This is a genomic window from Acidisoma sp. 7E03 (assembly GCF_054665075.1).
On the sequence record NZ_BAAFHE010000015.1, the window covers coordinates 62,544 to 83,755 of the forward strand.

Genomic DNA, 21,212 nt, shown 5'->3' on the forward strand with positions numbered 1-21,212 from the left:
AGGCGCTCGCGAGTCCCTGGCGCGGTCTTCCAATTCTCCCGGTGGACCTGAAATTCGCGCCTCCTGGTCCGGGCCGGACATTCTCCTTTTCCCGGCGAGCGGACGGTCCCGATGTTTGACGCGCCAGAACCTTCGGTCGTGTGGCCCGATGCGGACCGCCGAGATCTCCGGTGGGTGGAGGAACCGCGCAAAAAGGCACCGGGCCTCGATTCGCTGCTGACCTGGGCATATCGCGAGGGCGCTTCGAGTATCCGGTTTCAGACGGGACATCCGGTCTGGGTTGGCATTCATGGCTACAACCATCGCGTCACCCAGCATGGCATCGACGAGATCGAGTTCAGCTACATCGTCAATCACCTTTACGGCGCGGACGGCATGGCGCGTCTGCAAGGTGGCAGCGATTTCGACACGGCCTACGCGATCCAGATCGATCGCTCGACCCGCTTGCGCTTCCGTCTGAATGGCACGGCGACGCGAACATCGCGACGGGACGGTGGCAACGTGGTGCTGCGGCCTATTGCGGACATGCCGCCGCCCCTGGCCCAGCAAATGGTCGAGCCGATGATCCTTTCCAACTACCGGCCCCGGCAGGGCCTGGTCATCGTCAGTGGTGCCACAGGCTCGGGCAAATCGACGCTCATTTCAGGCATGACCGTCGCCAAGCTCGAAGATCCAAACGGGCACTTCAACATCGTCGAGGGCGCGGCCCCGGTAGAGTTTCTTCTTGAGCGTGTGAGAGGCGTGGCCTCGACAATCAACCAATCGGAAATCCCCCGCGATCTCGCGTCCTTCGCGGCCTTTGTGCGCGGTGCGATGCGGCGGGAGCCCACGGACATCATCGTCGGCGAGTGCCGTGATAGCGAGACGATGAGCGCGGCGATACAGGCCGCGATTTCGGGGCACGTCGTGACCTCGACGCTCCATGCGAATGATGCTTCCTCGACGATGCAACGGATTGCCAGCCTATGCCCAGGCGATGAGCGAGACAATCTTGTCTCCGCGGTCGCGCAATCCCTTCGCCTTGTGATCAATCAGCGTCTCACGCGATCAATCGACGGCAAGCGCACGGCTCTGCGAGAAATTCTCGTCTTCGATCGCGAGCTTCGCAGCGAGTTTCTGCGGACAGATCCGACCGAATGGCCGGCGCTGACGCAGCAGGCGGTGCGGGAGCGTGGTCAGTCCTACGAGGTCTCAATCCGCAACGCTCTGGAGGCCGGCCGGATCTCTGAAGAGACGGCTGCCTATGAGATGCGTGAGGAGGGATAGGCGATGTGGCGTAACACCGGGCAGCCCGTCCGTGTCCTTATGCTCGATGCCCGAGCGTGTCTGCCGGTTGTTCTGGCGGCGGTCTACTGGTCCTGGACAACCTTGTATATCGCCCTGACAGGTTTCGTCTTCTTCTCGCTCATCTCCTTCTTTGGGCTGACGCTACCGGCGTTGATTCGGACGGTGCGCCGATGGGTCGCGGGATCGGTCCGTACCGCAGTGCCAACGTGGCGCAGGAGGCGATTCGCATGAGCGGGATCAATGTTGAATTTGTCGGTCGCACAATGGGTGTGTTGCTCATGCGCGCCGGCCGGCCGGTCGTCTATGACGATCCCGCCAACGGGCAACGGCTGTCGATTGGTGCCCGTGAGGCCAGCGCCGCCGATGGTTTTCTGCCCGCCTTCCTCGTTGCGGGTGAAGCAATCTGGCGCGAAGCGACAGGCAAGGGGTTCGCGCTCGACATCGTGCGCGACGACGATGCTTTGCTGGGATACCGGGTGCGGAGCATCGGAGGCGGAACCTTCGCGTCGGTGATGCTCGCCTCCATGGAGGCGATACACCAGGTCGCAGGCCCAAATGCGATCATGGTCAGCGACTTCAATGCGGTCTGGCGTGCGGCGGTGGAGAGGCTCAATCTCAGCACGAGTGCTGGCTCGCGCACTCAGGTTGGGCTGACACCATGATCCGAAACTTGTTGGGATTGGCGGGGGCGGCAATCCTTGCCTTCGCCCCCTGCCTTCCGGCCCAAGCGGGCGCGTCAACAACGACGCCGGCGACAATCCGTGCGTGCATCCTGGCCGCTGCCCGCCTCTATCAGGAACCCCCTGCCCTGCTCCTGATCATCTTGAACGTCGAGGGCGGCACTCTCGGCGCGGTCAGCGACAATACCAACGGGACCGTCGATATCGGGCCGATGCAGGTCAATCAGATCTGGGTGCCGACCGTCGCCAGCCATTGGCACGCTAGCAAGGATGCCACCTTCCAAGCTCTGCGCGACAACTTCTGCGCCAATGTCGAAGCCGGTGCCTGGATCCTGCGGCAGGGGCTCGACGAGGCGCACGGGGATCTTTGGGGTGGCGTCGCCTACTACCATTCCCACAATCCCGAGTATCAGCAGCGCTATCTTCTTTCGGTTCTGAAGCAGGCGCTGCGGCTCGAGGCGCTGGGACGGCGAAAGCCGGCGGCCCCCGGCCAAGTGTCGATCGCGATGCCGCTCACTTCCTTTCAGTCAAAGGGTTGAGGATGCGACCTCCCATGAACAACTCCCGCGCTTCCTGGCCGTCCAGCGACGACACGGCCGCCTTCAATCTCATCGTCATCGTCGTGGGGCTAGGCGTGGGTGCCTACCTGCTCTGGACGAATGATCATGCGAGGATCAGCGCCTGGGTCATGGCACTCGCACACCGCGAGATCGTCTGGCTTCACCCCCTGACTCATCGCTTCGACCTCGCGGATCGAGAGATGGCGGCGTCCGATCCGGCGGGCGTCACCCTCCAGGATCTCGTCGGCATCCTCCGTGCCATCGGCCTCTATGTGCGGATACCGGCGGTGGCCTTCATTGTGATCCTGGCCGCTCTTTGCGCGACCCGTGCGGCGCCGGCGCGGTTCAAGCGGCATTTCGATCTCGATGGTCTTCTCCGTGAACAGACGAAGCGGTTCGCTGTGGCCAGGGCGTTTGTGAACCGGCGCCTCGCGCTCACACGCCTTGAGCCGGACGCGATACGCCCCGCCGACTACGCGTTGACGGCGGAGGAGTGGCTGGATCGGTTTGTCTGTAAGGCTGGAGCGCCCTTTGATGAGACGCGGGCCGCGGCGGCTCTCATTTCGCAACTTGGTCCTGCCTGGCGGGGACCGGAGAAGGCGACGCCCGTCGTGCGGCTACTGTTTGCGGCGTTCGGACTTCATATGGTGGAAAAGCGGGACGAAGCGCTTGAGTTGCTGGGCGAGGCGTCGGCGGCTCTCGATGCGAGCAAAGGGGAAGGCAAAGCAGGCCCCGAAAAGTTCCTTCCGATCCCCGACGTCGTGGCCAGGCGCGTGGATGCCATTCTGGCCGACCCAAAAGCTTTCGAGGCGGCGGCCGGGGTTGCAGCGCGCCACGCCTACACAGCACCCGCCTTGATGAGCGTCTTGAACGTGGCCCGCCTTCGGGCAGGTGTGCTCGCGCCGTCACAGTTTGTCTGGGTGAAGTTCGTCGACCGCCCGCTTTTCTACGCGCTTCAATCGCTCGGCTTTGAGAGCGAGGGCCTGGGGCGCTACGCGCACCCGAACCCTCGGATCGAAGCAGCGGGTGCGCGGGATCATTGGGCTTCCGAGCGCGCCGCCGAGCAACCGATGACGGCTCCCTCTATCGCAAGCGCCATGCAGGCACTGCGACAGGTGCATGCCGGGCGCAGCTCCTTGCGGGCAAGGATATGAAGGCCGTTCGCATTCAGCGTTGCGATGATAAGTGCGTTGGTGGCGAGGAGTGGAAAGTGTGAGGGAAATTGTCTCGACCGTCGCTGAAGTCCTGGCATCTGACCTGCGGAGCCCGGAACGCGGAGGAACGGAAGTAGTGTTCCGGGAACGCGCTGCGGGGCTGCTGCGAGACCTTCTGCCCGTTCTCGACTGGTTGGGGACACACCGAAATTTTCCCCTGAACATCGACACGATCCGCGGTGCGTTTGAATGGTCCTGGCTATGTTCGCTGGCGGAGCTGAACGTCGTGATGCTTCAGGATCGGGGAACGGAGAACTGGAAGGAGTTTTGCGCAGGATCGGACATGCCGAACAGCCTTCTGGCTCCGCTGCAGCGCTATGTCTCCGAAGTGGCACGCGCATGCTTCGCTGGGGCCCTAAGTGCGCGGGACGAGATGGAGCCTGAGAGATTTCATCGGTTCACGACGATGTACTTCCTGAGCGGTTTCACGAGGCTTCGAAACGACATCGCACATTGGATCCACTAAGCAAAAGAGAGGGCCGAGCGCCGCTGAGTGCGTGACGGTTCGAAAGGAGTGAGCGCGTGACTGTTATGATGGTTGATGTGCCAGAAGGGCGCACGGTTCATCTGATCGTTGGAGATGTCCCTCCGACGCTTGCAACTGCAACTGCCGCCGTCGAGCATGTGGAAGCAGTTCCCGTCCGACGGCGTCGGCGCCCCTTGCTCTTGACGACGGCAGGTCTGTGCATCCTGGCGGGCGGCTTCTTTCTGGGACACCAGACGATTCCGTCCCGCGCGGACGCCGATCAACCGGGCGCAAGTGCGGCCATCCCGGCATCCCCTCCTCCGCCCGGTCTGGCGGATAACGAGCCCGGTGCCGGCACCGACACAGGCGGCCCGACCACCGAGCAGCCGGGGGGCCAGGTGCCCGCATCTTTCACACAGCAGCTGAAGGCTGCCCCGCAGGTCACTGCAGCCCCAGGCGCGCCGGCAGGTGGCAATCCACCCGCTAAAAACCCCTTCGGCCTCGGAGACTGACCGAGATGGTTCAGCGGCAAATCGTCGGCCCCCAGGAACAGTTCGAGCGCACCGGTGCGCAGCATCTGCGCGATACCCGGCCTTTCACTACGAGGCTTTCCGAAGGGCTGAGAAGTTCTGCATCTGGGATCGTGCTGTCCTTTGCCGCGGGTGTCACCTGGTTCGAACCCGCGCTCGTGAATGTCACTGTCCCGCTCTCGGCGCTTTATGCGGCCTGGGTGCTGACGCGCGCGCCGCGCTTGCCTCTACGTCTTCCCTGGTCGGCGCATCGGAAGGACTATGGCAACCCTATTCCCGGCACACGCAAGGCGCGGCAGGCGAACGGAAGCTTCTTCATTGGATGGAGCACTTCGGGTCAGGAGCTCTGGGTCACACCGGACGATCTGCGTCAACACATGACGATCCCCGGCACGACGGGCGCGGGCAAGACGACGGCCATACTCAGTCTGCTGGTCAATTCCTTGGCCGAGGGCTCGGGTTTCGTGCTGGTCGACGGTAAGGCCGACCGCACGCTCTTTGGGAAGGTGCTCGCACTCGCGCGGCGTTTTGGCAGGGAGGACGACGTGCGCGTGCTGAACTTCATGGTAGCGTCCGGCGTGAAGGACAGTCACACGTTCAATCCCTTCTCGATCGGAAATGCGGACGCGCTGCGCGAGCTTCTTGCGAGCCAGCTCGGCGAGCAAGCGTCGAACGACGCCAATGGCGTGTTCCGCGAACGCGCCGTGGCCTTGATGGGCACGATCGCACCCATCCTTGTCTGGCTCCGCGACGTGAAAGGCGTGCCGCTCAACATCGAGGTCATTCGCTTCTCGATCGAGCTTCGCTGGATCTGGAAACTCGCCATGGAGAAGATCGCGCTCCTGCGCGATCGCGAGACAGGTGTGGTACGAGAGCTCGATGTCAGCGGCGAGATTCCCGAGGACATCGTCTGGCCACTGAAGTCCTATCTCGGCGAGCTACCCGGTTATGATCCGACTCTGCCGCTGGACAAGCAGAAGGGCGATGAGCCCTCCAAGCAGCATGGCTATGCCCAGTTCTACTTCACGCCGATCTTCGCGAAGCTCGCGACCAGCCTCGGGCATATCTTCGGCGTCGAATGCGGCGACATCGACATGCGCGACATTGTGCTCAATCGGCGCATTCTTGTGGTGAATCTGCCGGCGCTGGAGAATTCCGAGGCGACGCTGGCCGCCCTTGGCAAGCTGGTGGTGGCCTCCCTGCGCGGCATGATGGCGCAGCTGCTCGGGCTGACGCTTGAGGGCGAATATACCGACGACGACAAGCCTGGTATGGGCCCCTCGCCGTTCCCCATCGTGCTCGACGAGCTGGCCTATTACGCGACGACCGGCCTCGACGCGATGCTCTCGCAGGGCCGTGGCCTCAACGTCTGCTTCATGCTGGGATTCCAGGAGGTCTCGGGCATCTGGGCGAGGATCGGGGAGCGCACCGCTTCGATGCTCGGCAACGCCAATATGACGGTCGCCATGCGCCAGCAGGATTCCGGCCGCACGCGCGAGTGGATCGAAAAGACTGCGGGACAGACCAATGTCACACAGCTCTCGTCCTACCAGGGGGGCGACGACGGATCCTATCGCGAGGCGAAGCATGCCGAGCTGCGGTCCGTCTCGCGGGTGGACTGGCAGGATCTGACCTCGTTGATCGAAGGTGAAGCGATCGTCCTCCTGGGCGGCCGACGCATCTATGCCCGGGTCTTCCACGCCAAGATCGACGAGACAGGACCCAAGCGGCTCGGTCGCACCATCATGCTGCGTGAGCCCGATCCCTCGGAAATCCGGGCGCGCCTGGCCCGAGCAGACGAGCTCGCAAAGCTGATTGAAAGCCGGGCGCTCGCCCTCCTCGATGGCGCGAGGGAGGTGTCCACGGCGATCGACGCGATGGCCGCCGGCATGATGCGGGCGGCTGGGCAAGGCGCCTCCACGGCCGCCTGCGCCATGGCCGCCCTCCGGGCGCTGGCCGCAGTGCCGACCGATCATGGGGTGCGCGCGGTAGCGCCTGCGGCTGGTGTTCCAGTAACCGCCGTAACACCCATGCTGCAAGCGGCGAGCGCCCGGCCGATCCCGGGGGAATTTGATGGCGGTCGTCCGGATGATCCCATCGATGCCGGACTCATCAAGCAGTTGACGGCGATCGAGCAGCTGGGGGGTTCCCCACCCGCGACGGCGCGCGCGACGGCGCTTCGCATTCTGACGGAGCGTGACGAAGGCTTGGGTCGCGCCGAGCGCGTCGACCCGCCTGCGATGACGGAAGTGGAATTCACGGAGCGGCTGCGCACGCTCATCACGCAGCTATCGGTGCCCGCAAACGGCGCCCGGGATGCAGCAGCGTGATGCAGAACACAGCCGTGACGATGGATCGGAAAGGAGGCCTTGCCATGTTCCCACTCAGGACTGCTTTGGCCGCAGGTGCGGGCGTCTTCGCCTTCGCCGCGACATCCTTGGCCGGACAGCCGGTCGATCTCATGGCACCGACGCCCTTGATCCCCGCAGGCGGCGCAATCCAGCAAGCGCCGCTTCTGTCGACCGAGGCGACGGGCGCCCCCTACACACCATCAGCCTCAGGCTACCTTTCGGCAGTGCCTTATCTGGATGCCGCTCAGGTGGCACTTCAGAGTGGTCGATATAGTGCCGCTCGCGGGGCCTTGGAGCAGGCAGAGACCCGGCTTCTGAACGACGGGGCTGTGGCCGATACAAGCAGTATCAGCGCCGGAGGGCAGGCCCTGACGCAGGTCCGACTGGCCCGTGACGCGGCTATCCGTCATGACCGCGGGACGGCCCTGACAGCGGTCAGCATGGCCCGAGCGGCGGCCGAGACGCCTACCCCTACCCAACCCATGCCGATAGAGGCGCAAGCGGCAGCACAGGCCCCAGCAGCCCTCCCTGCCCCACCACCTCCACCGATGATCACGAAAGCGCTGTTGCCGGGGCACTGGCAGCTCGGCAGCTGGCAATACCATCGGGTGCCGCCGGAGACGCAGCTGCGGACAGTGGAGACCCATCCTTGGGTGCAGGGGCATTACGTGTGGAGCGGCGGCGCCTGGACCTGGAATCCGAGCCACTACGACGATGAGTGAGGCTACGCGCGCCGGAGGGCCTGCGGCGACTGACCCCTCGATGGCGGAGGACCTAACGGTCGTCCGCGAGCAGACGCGCGAAACCCTGGAGCTCGTCCGTAGTCTCGTCGGTATGCTTCTGCCGAAGGATGATGGCGACGGTCCAAAGCTCGAAGAGGTGATCGCGGCGGTCGCTGCGCTTTTGCGCGATGTCCTGATCGCAACTCGCCAAATCCAGTCGGACCAGCAAGCGATCCTCAAGCTGCTCGCCGGTAACAGCATGAATGCGGCCGCTAGCGAGCACACGAATGGCAACGCCCACATATGATGAACTTCCGCAAGATTTCGGCCGCCTCGAAAGGGCACCTGATCCTGCGGTATTTCACCGAGGGCAAGCCGGAATCGGGGCCAGCGGTTCAGCCGGTTGGTGTAGACGAGGCTAGTCGCGAGCTGGAGACAGGAGGACGCCTGACCTCCTACTACACCGGCAACGATGAGCGCGGCATGTGGCGGCCGGATATGCCGGCCCTAGTCGCGGACGCAATCGGGATCGATAAACGCCGCCCCCCTCGCGATCAGGAGATGGCCCGTCTCTTTGAGGGTAGGCGGGCTGACAATGGCGAGGCCTGGTCAAAGCACAACCGCAAGCTTTCCGGCTTCGACATCGTCTTCAGCCCGGACAAGTCGGTCTCGCTGGCGGCTGCCTTCGCACCGACCCACGCAGAAAAGGCAATGATCCGCCACGCCGTGGATCGGGCAGCCGATCGTGCCATGCGTTACCTTGTGTCTGAGATTGGCTGGGCGCGAAAGGGGGATGGAGGAAAGGACGGCGCAGAGCCGGGCGCCGTTGGCTGGATCAGCTTTCGCCACCATACTGCCCGTCCGACGCTGCAGGTTCAGGACGGAGCGGATGGAGAAACCTACCTCTTCGATGCACCCGTCGCTGGCGACCCGCACGACCATATCCACCACTTCCTGATGAACCTGGTCGTAACCGCCGAAGGGCGTGTGGGTTCGCTCGATACGCGCGTGTTGACCGACGCCAAGGTCAAGACGATCGGTGCCTATTTCCAGGTCTATCTCGCCGAGGAGTTGAAGCGGCACGGCATCGACGTCGCGGTGAGCGCCGATCACCAGGCGGTGGTCATTCCAGCGATCCCGGAGGACGTCAAAACCGCTTTCAGCAAGCGTGACAATCAGATCCTGCGGAAGGCCAAGGCCTTCGCGAAAGAGCAAGGCCTCGATTGGGAGGAGATGTCGGCTGAGAAGAAGCTCGACATCATGGAAGAAGCCAGCGCCGAAGGCCGGCTCGGCAAGATGAAGGTCGATCAGGATCGCATCTGGAAGGAACAGGCGGAAGCTCTCGACTGGCGGCATGAGACTGTCCTTCGCAAGGCGGAACACGCTGAGATCCCGGAAGAAGAAAGGTTCGACAGGGCTTATCGATTTGCAGCCGGCGCGCTGGCCGAAGAGTTCCACACGGCAGCGGTTATCGATTATGACAAGCTCGGTATGTATGCCGCGCGCGGTCTCATCGGCCTCGGAGCACCGGGCGGCCCGGCAGATATTGCCCGCGTGGTGGACCTTCTGGAGGAGCGCGGCATTCAGCTCAAAGGAGAGCATGTCGCTCTGATCACGGGCTCCTCGTCCGACAAGGTGCGCGTGACAAACTCCGCTCAGGTCCGCATTGAGGAAAAACTGGGGAAGCTGGCGCGCAATGCCGCGCTCGACAAGTCGGCCGCGCTGCCTGCGGACGCAATCACGGCCGCCATCGCCCGCAGCGGCTACACCTTCACCGACGAGCAGCGCGCGGCGATCCATGCGCTTGCCGAGGGCGGCGCCCTCACCATGCTGACGGGCGTCGCCGGTGCCGGTAAAACCACTCTGCTGGAGCCGCTGGTCGACGGGTGGAAGGCCGATCGGCGTTTCAGCCCGCTTGGTCGCCAGGTCATCGGTGTTGCGATGGCCTGGCGCCAAGCGGACGCCCTGAAGGACGCGGGAATCGAGCAAACCTTTGCGCTGGCCAGTCTGCTCACGCAGATCGAGAAGGGGGAGTTCGAGGCCAACCCTAACACCGTCCTCGTGTTGGACGAGGCAAGCCAGATCGGTCCCCGATCACTCCTAAAGCTCCTGGAGCTGCAGGCCGAGACGGGCATGACGATCCGGATGCTGGGGGACCGGGAACAGGCGCACGCGATTGAGGCTGGTGATAGCATCGAGATCCTCCGCCGCGTGCTTCCGCCCGAGGCTCTGCCGGAAATGCTTTCGACCATGCGACAGAGGACGCGACGCGGCCGCACCATCACCGGCCTTTTCCGGGAAGGACAAGCCAAAACAGCCCTCGATATGAAGCGCGCCGATGGCCACGCAATGATGGTCGGAGGCGACCGGGACCAGGTGATCGCGAAAATCGCGGACCTCTATATCGCTCGGCGCGACATCCTGCTGGCGGCTGGCTCGAAGAGGGGTATTACGGTCAGCGCGCCGACCAACGAGGACGTGGCTGAGATCAGCCGGGCCATCCGGCAACGACTGAAAGCACGTGGGGAGATCGCGGGTCAGGAATTCACTCATCGTGCCATCGACCAGGGAAACAGAGAATTCGACCTTACCTTGGCTGTAGGTGACCGGGTGCGACTGTTCCGGCGCACCTGGGGTAAGATCGACGGTCATGAGGCCCAGGTTGGGAACAACGGCGATGTGGTTCAGGTGTTGGGCCAATCCGCCCATGGCCTGCGCATCGTTACCAAAGAAGACGCCGTGGCGGAGGTTGAGTGGCGGCGCCTGAAGGATGCGAAGACCGGCCGCCTGCTGCTAGGCTTCGGTCATGCACTCACAATTGACGCAGCACAGGGCATCACGTCGGACGAGCATATCAATGCTCTCCCGCGTGGCACGGCCGGAGTGACCGCCTTCACCACCTATGTCGCTGAAAGCCGGAGCCGCGGCACGACCTGGACCGTCATCTCCGAAGGCGCCGTGCTGGAGGCAGAGCGGCATCGCCAAGCCATGGGGGACATCACGCCGATAACCCGCGAGCGACTATGGGAACGCGCCGCCGAGGACATGTCCGAGAAGCCTTACAAGGCGCTCGGCATCGATCTGCTGGGCGATGCCGTCCGCGACCGCGAGGCGGCGATCGACGCCTTCATCCAGTCTCACCAGACGATGGAGGCGGCAGCAAAAGCCGATCCGGAGGCCGGCCGCAAAGCCTTCCGCCGGCTGCGCGCTGCCGCCGTCAACGACAGCCTCGGCCGCCATCTGACCGCGCTCGACGCCGCCATTGCCGCCAATACGACTCTGGCGCGTGATGCGGCCAGAGGAGCCGAAGCGGCCGCTCACCTGGCCGAATTGCGGGCGCAGGCCCAGACCACGGCCCGGCAGATGGCCCAGGCGGCTGCTGCGGCCGAGAGGCGCAGATCAGCGCCGGGGGCGGGCATGTGAAATAGGCCTGGAGCCGTGGGAGCAGCGGATGTCGTGCATCCGCCGCAGCGCCGGCGCACGCCCTCGCGAGGGAGGGCATGGCTTAGGCTGGACCAGCTCCTGTCCGACTACACAGCCTTTTTCAGGGTGGGAGACGCTTTGAATCGAACGGTCTTTCCTGCCTTTACCTTGATCTTCTCGCCAGTTCGGGGATTGAGCGCTTGCCGTGCCTTTGTCTTCTTCACCGTGAAGGTGCCGAAGCTCGGAAGCGTAAACTTTCCGGTCTTCTTGAGCTCCTTGACGATCGCGTCCATCACGGCCCCCGCAGCATGATTTGCAGCGACCCCTGTCGTCTCGACGGACTCCTGGATCACCTGCGCGATGAATGCCTTTGACATGAAATCTCCTTGTAGAACTCGTGCCGTGCGGCGCCCGCCGATTCGGGCGGCTGCATACTACCCGCGGCCGTGACCCGTGACAGCCTCAGTGGGAGGCCGCCTTAGACTAGCTCCTGATGGCGGCCTCAGAACGACGTCGGTCGTCACGGTCGCGGTCATGTTCAGACCTCGGCTGACGGCTGGCATGCTTCAGTGCTCTCTCCCGGGTGAAAATGGAAAACGGCATGCGTGTGAAGCCGGACACCTGATCGCGGGTCTAAGATTGCGTGGGGCCGGCGCCAACTACAGCCAGGAGGCGCTTGGCTAGCTTGTCCCTCAGGTCTCCTGCGTCGGTCCAAACCAGCGTATTGAGGTGCCGAATGTCGAAATGAAGACGTTCCACCTCGTCCTCCCTACAGGTCGGAATGACAGGCAGGCCTAATCCCAGGGCAAAGCCGGCCTCGAAGTAAACTCCAGCTTTCTGCCCGGTGTAGTCAGCAACGACAAACCTTGACCGCCTGATCTCCGCGATAATCTCATCCGATATACCGCCCAGGAACTCTTTGTTATCGATCCGGACGGGATTGAAGCCTGCTGCGCGTATGGCGGGATCAAAGCCATCTGTCCAAACGACTCGTAGGCTTTTATCAAATGACATCGCGACAAAGCCAGCCGCTGAGCCGGAGGGAGACGAAGATAGTGCTTCCGCGGCCAGCCATCCCTTAGATGAGATACGAAAAAGCTGGCTGTTGGACTGTTCTAAAAGGCCATCATCGGCCATTATTCTCAGCAAGACGCTGGCAGCTTTCGCATCTTCTGTGTAGCTATTGCCCAGGAGTTCAGGTGAATACAGAAAAGACTGAACATTATCCCACCTATCAGAACTGCCCCATTTTCGAACGGCAACAACCAGCGCCCTATTCGCGCGGTCTCTGAGTCCTGGAAGCCGCATTTGAGCGACGCGGCGGGAAGTTTCTTGAGTGATGTTTGGTACGACTCCCGCCGCGTTCTGCTCTCGAACCCAGCCAGACAGACGTACCATGTGATCACTGGTCTTCACCTTTAGCCAGCCCGAAGGCGTCTCGTATCGAAAATCACCACACCGGGGACACGAGCATTCTTTAACTGCCCAGTCTGACCCGAATTTTGCCTCGCTGCCACAAATGTCACAGTGGCTGGGCGGCTCAGTTTCGGTCATATCAGCGCTAGACCTATTGTTTCATGGGATCGTCGTTATCCTCCACTTAAACAACGAGCAGCGTTCGCAGCAATACGGTCTGCGAGCCGCCAAGTGTGTGAGCAATAGTTACGCCCATTCTTTTTCCGGATTCCAGCTGGGCCAGAGCCCGATGAGGATTTTTCATCTCCTGATCCCCAAAGACATCAGAGGCCAAGAACCAAGTCGTTCCCGGAACCGTAAGCGGGCGGATGCGGCGATTCTGGAACAATTATTCTCCTGAACCAGCGGTTTCGTGCCGATATACAGGTCAAGCCGAGCCATACCCTACACCCGTAGGTTCCGGTCGCCGAGTTTGCAGCACGTTCTTGTCGAAGTGTTTCTACGACGAACCTATTTTACCCATTCTTCGTTCAGCTTCCATCAATGTAAGGCGGCCAGATTTGGGCCTTTGCGTGCGCACGGTATCAGGTTTGAAAGGGATCACCGATCTGTGAAACTGCCGGGCCTAGGTTGATCCCGCGCCCGCTACCTTCCGCGAGCCCGGACAAAAAGCAGCAAGGATGCATTGGTCCATATGGCTCACTTAGACGGCGTAGCCACGGACGCGCCAAGGCGTAGCCGGGGCGTAGCGACGGCGTAAGCCGGACCCCAGGAAGGATCGCGTGAGCGCGAAATTCACAGAGACGTGATTTCCTGAAAAGGGCTGCCGTTCGCAACCGAAGGCGTCAGCCTCAGGCGCATGAGCACCGATGACACCCCCATTCGTTTTCGGAAGAAGCGCCTCGTCGCGTATCGCGGGCGTGGCCAGCTTTACAGCTGGCTGCGGGCCCACCGCTTGACGGTTGCGAAGGGCATCGCTGCCGGTAAGCTGACGTGGCCGGCCATCTGCACGGAAGCTGCGCGTCACGGAGTCAAAAGCCGCGATGCCATGGAACCTAGCCAGCGTGCGGCGGCCAAAGCTTGGCAAACGGTCATCCAGGATCTGGCGGCCGATGGCCTGAAGCCGACCGATAAGGTGCAGAAGCCCGTCTACCCCTCTCGGATGGCGAAGTGGACGCCGCCCGCCATCCTGGATGCCATCGCCGCGGGGAACCCTGCCGTCAGGGGCGGCGAGCCTGTGGCGCATCCCGGGGCCAACGGCAAGCGCGAGCAGGGTTTCCCCCTGAGCCAGGCCCCCCCGCCTCCGCTCCCACCACCAAAGCCGCCATCGGACCAGCCGCTCAGTCGGTACGCGAAGCCCGACGATCCCCCGCATGTGAAAGCCGCCTTGGCATCTATCGAGGCGCAGCTCGACCGGGAGGACTGGTACCTCATGGCCGGAAAACCCAGAAAAAGGAGAACTGAGTGATGCCTGATGGACAGATGAGGCCGGTGGACCGGCTCCCCATCCTGCTGGTCGCCTTGGGGCGCCAGCGTGTTGGGAAGACCGCACTGCTGAACATGGCGGTCCAGTATTTCCGCGCGCAGGGCAACCCGATCCGGGCCTGGAACGCGGACCAACAGAACCGCAGCCATACGCTCTCGACCTTCTTCCCGGATGCGGAGGAGGTGCCGAACGGAGGCATCGAGGACGGCAAGGCCTGGATCGAGGACCGGATCGGCGACCTGATCAGGCACCGATATGACGCCGTGCTTGACGTCGGCGGCGGTGCCACCGGGTTCTCCCGGCTGATCCAGGAGGTGCCGGTGCTCGACGCCATGGAGGGGAGTGCGATCCGGGTCGTCGGCTTTTTTTGTGTCGGACCGGAGACGGCGGACCTGGATTACCTGGAGCAATTTGCGGAGGTCGACGGCTTCATGCCTGCGGCTTCGGTCATCGTCCTGAACAGCGGCCTGGTCCTGTCCGGCCGATCGGCCGGAGGTGCGTTCAAGCCAGTCCTGGAGCATCGCGCGATCCGCAATGCCCTAGAACGGAACGCGAAGGTGGCGATGATGCCTGCACTATCCTGTATGGCTCAGGTCACGGACCGCGGACTAACCTTCGCCGAGGCAATGAACGGCGAGGGTCGCGAGCCTCTCTCGCTCTTCGACCGGGCGCGGGTGAACAAGTGGTGGACGCGGGAGGTGCCCGCATTTTTTGGCGGCTTGCCGCAGGAGTGGCTGCCAATGCCGATCGGGGCAGCCGCCGCGAGCGGCGACGAGCGCACATGATGGACGGGGATGGGTCGGCCGGCGCTCCGGAGGAAGGGGGGCCGAAGGACTGGGTTGCGGAGCTTCGCCGGCAGACGGAGGAGATCCGCAAGGCCGGTGACGAATGGGCGATCCGTTGGCAGGAGCCAGAGGGCCGCTTCGTTTCCGCCCTGCTCGGCGCGATCGAGATCGTCGGGCGGCTGACCGTCACGGTTCAGACGTCGATCGATGCTTCGGCGCGGGACAGCCGAGCAGCGGCTGAAGCGGAACTCGCCAAAGCGAGGGCGCTGCAGCAGGCGGCGCAGATCACGCTCCTGCAGGCTCGGAATCTGGAGCTCGCGGCGACGGCTGAGCAGGAAAACCTGACGGTCCGGATGATCGATCAGACCCTGCCGCTCTTCATCGAGCGGCTGGAGAAGGTCTTGGTCATCCGCGAGCGGGCCTGGAACCAGAGGGTGACGCTGCGGCGCTATGGGATAGCGGCGGCAGCGACGCTTGGCATCTTCGTAGCCGGCTTTGGGTTGTCGTGGTGGCAGGACGCCAGCCGCCTCGCGGCGATAGAGGCGTGCTGGATGAATCCGTTCTCAGCGGCGGGCCATACTTACTGCCGCATCGACGCCCTGCCCGGGGGTAAGGCGCCGAAATGATTCAGCCGCGCCGTTCGCATCCGAATGCAGGAAGCTTTGTCCGCTCAAGCGGAGGACAGGGCATGCAGATGATACGAAAAGGAGTGAGTGGCTGCGGGCGCCTCGGTGGGTGCTCGCGCGCGACAATCATGGCGGTGCTGATGGCGGCGGGGTCCACGATGCCGGCCTGGGCGCAGATCTCGCAGACGATCAGCGGTCCGCCGATTCAGGTGACGCCATTCGTGGCGGAGCCGGGGGTGCCACTGGTGACGGTCAATCCGGGGACGGTGGGGCCTGTCCAGGATGGTTCGGGGTCGAGCAGCGGCAGCGGGAGCAGCGGGACGAGTTCGTCGAGCGGCAGCGACGCGCTCAACACGTTGCTGGGGCAAAGCTGGGGGGCAACGGCCGTAAGCGAGGCGGAATCCGTTGGTATCAACCCATCCGCAGTCGCTGCTACCTGCGTTTTGGAAAGCGGCTGCCAAAATGTGAGCGGCGCCTTGGGTGCGCAAGGTGCCTTTCAGATGTATCCCGCGGCGTATCAAGAGGGTCTTCAAGCTGCCCTGGCCGCAAATCCCTCGCTTGCTTCCCAGATAGTTCCGGGCTCAGCTGGAATGAACGATCCGACAACCGAAGCGATAGCGGCCTCCGGATATTTGTTGCAGGCTAATAGTTCACTCGAAAGTGCCGGCGTTTCAGAGCCAACAATCCTCGATGCCCGTGGCTACTACAATTTCGGTCCCGCCTATGGTTCGCAGTTGGCGCTCGCAGACGCTGACGAACCTATCGCCAACGTGTTGTCCGGCATGAGCCAGTCGGCGCTCGCACAGAATGGTATCACCTCCGGAGAGACTGTTGGTCAATGGCGAGCATCCGTGACCGCGAAGATCGGCGGAGCCGCAAGTCAACAGATAGTTAGTTAGGAAGGAGCGAATTCATGTGGTTCAAGCGGGGGTTGTCGTTCGGCGTTGCGCTCTGTGCCGCTGTGAGCATTGGGGCATCTGCATTTGCGCGAACGAAGGAGGTCCTTCCCAACTTTCAGTGCATGTCCCTCTCAAACGCCTGGAACGGACAGGGCGCGATGCCTCCTCCTGTCCAAGAGTTCGCGGGACCGGGCGCTAATGCGGCTCCGGTTGGGATTGCAATGTCGACGATCGTGACCGATCGTCCCATGAAGATCCAAAACGGGAGAGTGCGTGTTGTCAGACCAAACGGAAGCACTGCGTGGATCAGCAAAAGCGCTATCGGGCCATGGCATGTCGCCAGTAACCCGAATGCACGATGCTGGGTCATCCGGAAAGCAAGCGGTTTGATATTGACCGACTCTCGGTGAGACGCGCGTCATGGATAGCCTGAAGGTGTGGCTCCGCGGCAAAAAGCCCCCCTCACCCTTTGTCTGGCTGATCCTGAGCGCCGGCTTGTTTCTGCTGGGTGCTGCGAGTTTCAGCGGTCACGGGGCGCGGCAGCTGGCTGAAATTGGTGTGGTCGGTGCGGTGATGGTTCTGGCGGTGATCGCGGCGTTTTTGCTCTGATCGCGCGGCGAATGGATCAGGGGAAAGGGCCGGCCCGACGGGGTCGGCCCTTTTCGCGTCAGCTGCCGCGGTAGGGACCTTGGCCGCCCCGTTCGCATCCCGGTGGCCCACACTTCCGGCGAGGAGGAGCGGATGGGATCTGAGGAGGTGATCGGCGCCTGGTTCGCGCGATTCATGCGCCGTCGCGAGAGCGGCGCGACGGAAGCCCAGGAGGCACAGCCTGACCGTGCGGCCGCCATCGGCGGGCTCGGGGAGGCATTGGTCGCCGGGCGGCTGCGGGAGCTCGGGTGGCCGGTGTTGCGCAACGTGGTGCTTCGCGACCGCGGAGGCTCGGCCGAGATCGACCTTCTGGTCCGGGCGCCCGGTGGTTTGATGGTCCTGGAGGTCAAAACCTGGTCGGGGCGGATCGAGGGGACGGCGTCAGCCGCATCATGGACGCGGCATGGATCGGACGGCCGCGTGACGACGGTGCCGAACGCGATCCGCCAGAACCTGACGCATGTGGCCGCCGTAGAGCGGTCGATCGGGGATGGCCGGATACGGGTGTCAGGTGTGGTCGTCAGCGCGGGTCATGCGCGCTTCGCGGCACCGCTGCGGCCGTATGTCGTTCCGGTGGATTCGGTGGATGGGGCTTTACGATCGCTGGCCAGGGTGGCGCGGCCCTATGATGGGGATCGGCTCGATCGGGCATGGGCGCTGTTGTGCCGGGAGGCGGACCGGAGCCCCGGGCGCCGCGCGGCGCATGTCGATTGGCTTCGTTCGCGCCATCCGGACATCGGGAATTGCGAATGAGACTTGGACTTCGCAGTCTGACCGTGCGACTCTGCCTTTGCAGAGTTGACCGAATAGGTGGGTGGTTTGGAGGATCGGTGCATCGTGCTCCGCGCCGTCGACGCTCAGCGGAACGTGCGTCGCTCGTGGAGCTGCCGCGTCGGGCGGGACTTGTTGGGCGATCTGGTGGTGAGTGTGACCTTCGGCCGAACGGGAACGGAGGGCCGCACCATACGCTATGCGATGGCCGATGAAGCCTCGGCCGAGCGGTTTTTGATGACCGCTCTGCGGCGTCGCGCCGGGGCCGAACGGCGCTGCGGCGCGGCGTATCACCTGGTCGAGGCGACGGGCTTCGAGGCATTGCCGCCGTCCGTCATGACGACTGCCGGTCTTGAGGCTTGGCCCATGAGCAGGAGAGAGGCGTCAGGGGCCGTTACGTGAAGAGGCGGAGACCCGCAGGGGCTCCGTGGAACTTAGCGCGCAGCGCTTAGTCTAGCGGAATAGGACCCGACCCGGAGCGGAGCGACGGGGGACGCTCGCCCCGGTCTGAAACGAGGATCTGGGAGACTACGTCGCAGCCTCCCCCCGGGAGCCCTCAGCTTTCGGGAAGATCCTCGAAGTCGATGCCGTCGTAGATTTCGGCGACGGGGATCTCGATGCCGACTTCAGGCAGTCGAAGGATGTCTTCTCCGGTGAGAACGGTGGTCTGCCAGGCCTGATCTGGGGATGTCCGTTCCAGGACCGTCAGACCGATGCTTGTGGATTCCAGGATGACGTAGCGACGGATCGAGGAGACGGCCGCGTATTCGCGAACCTTGACGATGCGATCGATCCGGCTGGTGCTGGGACTGATGACCTCGAAGACAATGACGACCCCGGGGATACGCTTGGTCTGATTATCGAATTTCGTGCAGGTGACGAGGGCGTCCGGGTAGCGGACGGCGTGATTGGCAGTCTCGACACCGGCGTCTGGGCCAAGCGGCTCGCAAGGACCGCCGTTGAGGCGCCGATCAAGGGAACGGTGCAAACCGCGGATGACGCGGCTATGGCCGGCATCGCCACCTGTCATGGCGACGGGCTGGAAGCCGTCGAATTCGTAGCGGGTCTCCTGGCGTTCTGCCCAGGAGAGGAATTCGTCCTGTGTCCAGGCTTTGCGGAGCGGTGCGTTCATGGTGGTCTTGATAGCACGGTTGGGCATGGTTTTCTTCCTTTTCGGTATCTGACGCGCGGAGCGCGGGCATGCGCGGGAGCGGTGCCGGCCTGCGGAGGCGGCGGGGCCGATGGCCCTGCCGGCGAGCGGGCCTGGCGCTGCGAAGCCGGGCATGCCGTCTCCTGGGTCGTGGCTTCCTTCCTTTTTCTCCGTCTTCGGTCCGAGAAACGCGGAGAGGCGGGAGCCGTGAGGCTCCCGCCTGGTGGGTGCCGCCGGCAGTTCAGCCGAGGGCGTCGAGTTCGGTGGAGGCGGCCTGGCGGCTGACGCTGCGGGAGGGGGCAGCGGGAGCCTCGTAGGGCTTCCAGTCTTCGCCGGTGAGTTCGGCGTAGGCGTGAACGGCGCCGGTGGCCGCGGCGAGGAGGGCGAAGGCGGTGAGGCCGGCCGAGGCTGCGAATTCGCGGGCGCGGGCAGCGCGGGTGTCGAAGCCGAGGACGCCGTCGCGGTCCTCGTCGCGGTGTTCATTGGCGAGCTTCATGGTGAGCTCGCGAGCGGCGGTGACCTTGGAGCTGTAGAAGGTGCCGGCGCCGTGGGCGGAGCTGACGTAGGCGCCGACGATGCGCTGGAGGTGGATGCGCAGCGCGGTCTCATGGAGGGTGGGCTGGACGGCTTTGGCGGAGAGGGCGATCTGCTCTTCGGTGGTTTCACGGATGCCGTCGAAGTCGACGGGGTCGAGGGCGAAGGTGGTGCTGATCTTCTCGGCCTGGAGGGAAGTGGGGACGAAGCTGGCGGCGAGGTCGAGGGTGATTGCCTGGCGGGCCTTGGGGGCGGCGCGATCGGTCTGGGGGGCGGGTTTCCGAGCGTTCTTGAAGGCCATCTTTCTGATCTCTCTACAAAATCCGGGGGATGTCGGGCCCGATGCCCTGCTCCGCCTCGGTGCGGTTCGATCAGGCTGGGCAAGCGGATGGCTGCACCCCTGAGGACGGCAGTGGTGCGGGAGCGCAGCGACACGGTGCCGTCCGAACCGGAGGCGCTTCGCCGTCATGACAGGCGCGTGCGCGCGCCTGGACGGCGAAGCGGGGGTTGCGGCCAGAGGCGCCCAGCCTAGAACCCGCACAAACCGAGGCAGAGCGGGGTTGAGGGACGAGCCCCCCGAGCCGGGAGAGATCGGGAAGATGGCCTGGGACGCTCGGAGACCCCGCCTGATCGCGCCGCCCGGGCCCGCCAGGCACACCCCTTCCTTCGCCCGAGAGGCACCCCGCCCCTTCCCAAGCCGGAGGCAGTACCCGCAACCCACGCGGTCGACCGGCAGGCAGTCCGAGGCCCCCGAAGGCGACGCCCGAGCCGAAGCCCCCGCCCCCACAACAGATCCTCGCAGCATCACCGACAGGCACGTTGGTCCAACCGCAGCCGCCACGGGGCAACACCGCGCGGGCTCCAGGTCCCCCGCCGCCCCCGCGCTTGAAGCCGCAACGGGGACGAGGGCGTGGACTCTTGCGGGCGTTGCGCAGACACGCGCCGCCTCCGAACGACGCAGCCCGGGCCGCCCGACCGCCTGCCATCGCGCGTGCAAAGGCGCTCCCGAGCTAACACGAACGGGAGGGTGAGGACGCCCGCCCGAGGCCCCTGTCCGCCTCTGGCTCACAGCCCGGCCGACGCAGCGCGATAGCGCGGTGGTGACTGGCGCGGCCTTTAGGCTGGGCAGACCGGCCATCCGCCATCCGCCATCCGCCATCCGCCATCCGCCATCCGCCATCCGCCATCCGCCATCCGCCATCCGCCATCCGCCATCCGCCATCCGCCAAGAGCGGGACCAGTCTCGGGAAGGCGACTTGGCAAGGGCAGAGCCGGCGCGGCCGGGGCCGCGCCGGGACCTGGCTGCTCAGGCGCGGCGGCCGCGGCGCAGGCGCTAATGCGTGTCGTGGGCCTTCCGTCCGAAGTCCGTCTTGTAGTGGGCCTCCATCTTGAGGAAGGGCGGGATGGCAACAGTGATGGCGAAGGTGAGTTCGGCTTTCCGGGTCAGGCGATTGAACAGCCTGTGGAAGCGGGCGGCCACGCGGCGGCTCAGAGTGGCGAGGGCTTCAAACGTCGTAGTCATGATCGGCTCCTTTGGGTGATTGCGAACTGCGGAGGCGATCAGCGGGACGGAGGAGCGGGAGGCACCCGGAGGGGCGCAACGAAGAGGAGAACCGCGAAGCGGTTGCCGCCCGTGAGCCGTGCCGCAGCCTGTCCGCTATAGA

At 64.2% G+C, this 21,212-nt stretch carries 23 protein-coding genes; 17 read left to right on the forward strand and 6 right to left on the reverse strand.

Going from position 1 to position 21,212, the window contains the following annotated elements; genetic code table 11:
• Window positions 1-111: 111 nt before the first annotated feature.
• From ACYQ6W_RS19775 to mobF, 10 genes are all read left to right on the forward strand, one after another.
• On the forward strand, window positions 112-1,266 hold the full coding sequence (locus ACYQ6W_RS19775; protein WP_459677739.1) for a type IV pilus twitching motility protein PilT: 1,155 nt from the start codon (window positions 112-114) through the stop codon (window positions 1,264-1,266).
• Window positions 1,267-1,269: 3 nt separating this feature from the next.
• Window positions 1,270-1,518: an IcmT/TraK family protein gene (gene icmT, locus ACYQ6W_RS19780; protein ID WP_459677740.1), complete on the forward strand. Its 249-nt coding sequence runs from the start codon at window positions 1,270-1,272 to the stop codon at window positions 1,516-1,518.
• The gene (locus ACYQ6W_RS19785) at window positions 1,515-1,949 is read left to right on the forward strand and encodes a hypothetical protein (protein WP_459677741.1); all 435 of its coding nucleotides are present in this window, start codon (window positions 1,515-1,517) and stop codon (window positions 1,947-1,949) included. Before icmT ends, ACYQ6W_RS19785 begins: the two co-directional genes overlap by 4 nt.
• A complete protein-coding gene (locus ACYQ6W_RS19790) occupies window positions 1,946-2,506 on the forward strand; it encodes a lytic transglycosylase domain-containing protein (protein WP_459677742.1) in 561 nt (186 codons plus the stop codon). The genes ACYQ6W_RS19785 and ACYQ6W_RS19790 overlap by 4 nt, the downstream gene beginning before the upstream one ends.
• 14 nt (window positions 2,507-2,520) lie before the next feature.
• Complete coding sequence (locus ACYQ6W_RS19795; RefSeq protein ID WP_459677743.1) at window positions 2,521-3,681, forward strand: secretion/conjugation apparatus DotM-related subunit; 1,161 nt, start codon at window positions 2,521-2,523, stop codon at window positions 3,679-3,681.
• Window positions 3,682-3,739: 58 nt separating this feature from the next.
• Window positions 3,740-4,207, forward strand: coding sequence for a hypothetical protein (locus tag ACYQ6W_RS19800; RefSeq protein ID WP_459677745.1), 468 nt, complete (start codon window positions 3,740-3,742; stop codon window positions 4,205-4,207).
• Window positions 4,208-4,724: 517 nt separating this feature from the next.
• Window positions 4,725-7,067: a type IV secretory system conjugative DNA transfer family protein gene (locus tag ACYQ6W_RS19805; RefSeq protein WP_459677746.1), complete on the forward strand. Its 2,343-nt coding sequence runs from the start codon at window positions 4,725-4,727 to the stop codon at window positions 7,065-7,067.
• Between the two features lie 569 nt (window positions 7,068-7,636).
• Window positions 7,637-7,810: a hypothetical protein gene (locus ACYQ6W_RS19810; RefSeq protein WP_459677747.1), complete on the forward strand. Its 174-nt coding sequence runs from the start codon at window positions 7,637-7,639 to the stop codon at window positions 7,808-7,810.
• 40 nt (window positions 7,811-7,850) lie between these two features.
• Entirely contained in the window at window positions 7,851-8,117 is a 267-nt protein-coding gene (locus ACYQ6W_RS19815) for a hypothetical protein (protein WP_459677748.1), read from the forward strand.
• Window positions 8,114-11,233 (forward strand): MobF family relaxase, encoded by a 3,120-nt coding sequence (mobF, locus tag ACYQ6W_RS19820; protein ID WP_459677749.1) that lies wholly within the window; start codon window positions 8,114-8,116, stop codon window positions 11,231-11,233. Before ACYQ6W_RS19815 ends, mobF begins: the two co-directional genes overlap by 4 nt.
• Before the next feature lie 107 nt (window positions 11,234-11,340).
• Here the strand turns inward: mobF and ACYQ6W_RS19825 are convergent, their stop codons facing one another.
• The 3 genes from ACYQ6W_RS19825 to ACYQ6W_RS19835 form a co-directional block, all read right to left on the reverse strand.
• Window positions 11,341-11,610 (reverse strand): HU family DNA-binding protein, encoded by a 270-nt coding sequence (locus ACYQ6W_RS19825; RefSeq protein ID WP_459677750.1) that lies wholly within the window; start codon window positions 11,608-11,610, stop codon window positions 11,341-11,343.
• Window positions 11,611-11,866: 256 nt separating this feature from the next.
• A complete protein-coding gene (locus tag ACYQ6W_RS19830; protein ID WP_459677751.1) occupies window positions 11,867-12,631 on the reverse strand; it encodes a hypothetical protein in 765 nt (254 codons plus the stop codon).
• A gap of 202 nt (window positions 12,632-12,833) precedes the next feature.
• Window positions 12,834-13,037: a BRO-N domain-containing protein gene (locus ACYQ6W_RS19835; protein ID WP_459677753.1), complete on the reverse strand. Its 204-nt coding sequence runs from the start codon at window positions 13,035-13,037 to the stop codon at window positions 12,834-12,836.
• A gap of 471 nt (window positions 13,038-13,508) precedes the next feature.
• Here ACYQ6W_RS19835 and ACYQ6W_RS19840 point away from each other — a divergent pair, with 471 nt between their 5' ends.
• The 7 genes from ACYQ6W_RS19840 to ACYQ6W_RS19870 all read left to right on the forward strand — a co-directional run bounded on the left by ACYQ6W_RS19840 (window position 13,509) and on the right by ACYQ6W_RS19870 (window position 18,266).
• Window positions 13,509-14,117 (forward strand): hypothetical protein, encoded by a 609-nt coding sequence (locus ACYQ6W_RS19840; RefSeq protein WP_459677754.1) that lies wholly within the window; start codon window positions 13,509-13,511, stop codon window positions 14,115-14,117.
• Window positions 14,117-14,920, forward strand: coding sequence for a hypothetical protein (locus ACYQ6W_RS19845; RefSeq protein WP_459677755.1), 804 nt, complete (start codon window positions 14,117-14,119; stop codon window positions 14,918-14,920). Before ACYQ6W_RS19840 ends, ACYQ6W_RS19845 begins: the two co-directional genes overlap by 1 nt.
• Entirely contained in the window at window positions 14,917-15,546 is a 630-nt protein-coding gene (locus tag ACYQ6W_RS19850) for a hypothetical protein (protein WP_459677757.1), read from the forward strand. Before ACYQ6W_RS19845 ends, ACYQ6W_RS19850 begins: the two co-directional genes overlap by 4 nt.
• Window positions 15,547-15,674: 128 nt before the next feature.
• Window positions 15,675-16,445 (forward strand): hypothetical protein, encoded by a 771-nt coding sequence (locus ACYQ6W_RS19855; protein WP_459677758.1) that lies wholly within the window; start codon window positions 15,675-15,677, stop codon window positions 16,443-16,445.
• 420 nt (window positions 16,446-16,865) lie between these two features.
• A complete protein-coding gene (locus ACYQ6W_RS19860; RefSeq protein ID WP_459677760.1) occupies window positions 16,866-17,054 on the forward strand; it encodes a hypothetical protein in 189 nt (62 codons plus the stop codon).
• A 132-nt stretch (window positions 17,055-17,186) separates the two neighbouring features.
• Entirely contained in the window at window positions 17,187-17,846 is a 660-nt protein-coding gene (locus ACYQ6W_RS19865; protein ID WP_459677761.1) for a nuclease-related domain-containing protein, read from the forward strand.
• An 84-nt stretch (window positions 17,847-17,930) separates the two neighbouring features.
• Window positions 17,931-18,266: a WGR domain-containing protein gene (locus tag ACYQ6W_RS19870; RefSeq protein WP_459677762.1), complete on the forward strand. Its 336-nt coding sequence runs from the start codon at window positions 17,931-17,933 to the stop codon at window positions 18,264-18,266.
• Window positions 18,267-18,420: 154 nt separating this feature from the next.
• Here ACYQ6W_RS19870 and ACYQ6W_RS19875 read toward each other — a convergent pair whose 3' ends face one another.
• From ACYQ6W_RS19875 to ACYQ6W_RS19885, 3 genes are all read right to left on the reverse strand, one after another.
• Window positions 18,421-19,149: a Uma2 family endonuclease gene (locus tag ACYQ6W_RS19875; RefSeq protein ID WP_459677763.1), complete on the reverse strand. Its 729-nt coding sequence runs from the start codon at window positions 19,147-19,149 to the stop codon at window positions 18,421-18,423.
• A gap of 106 nt (window positions 19,150-19,255) precedes the next feature.
• Complete coding sequence (locus ACYQ6W_RS19880) at window positions 19,256-19,849, reverse strand: hypothetical protein (RefSeq protein WP_459677764.1); 594 nt, start codon at window positions 19,847-19,849, stop codon at window positions 19,256-19,258.
• A 1,032-nt stretch (window positions 19,850-20,881) separates the two neighbouring features.
• Window positions 20,882-21,070: a hypothetical protein gene (locus ACYQ6W_RS19885; RefSeq protein ID WP_459677765.1), complete on the reverse strand. Its 189-nt coding sequence runs from the start codon at window positions 21,068-21,070 to the stop codon at window positions 20,882-20,884.
• Window positions 21,071-21,212 lie beyond the last annotated feature (142 nt).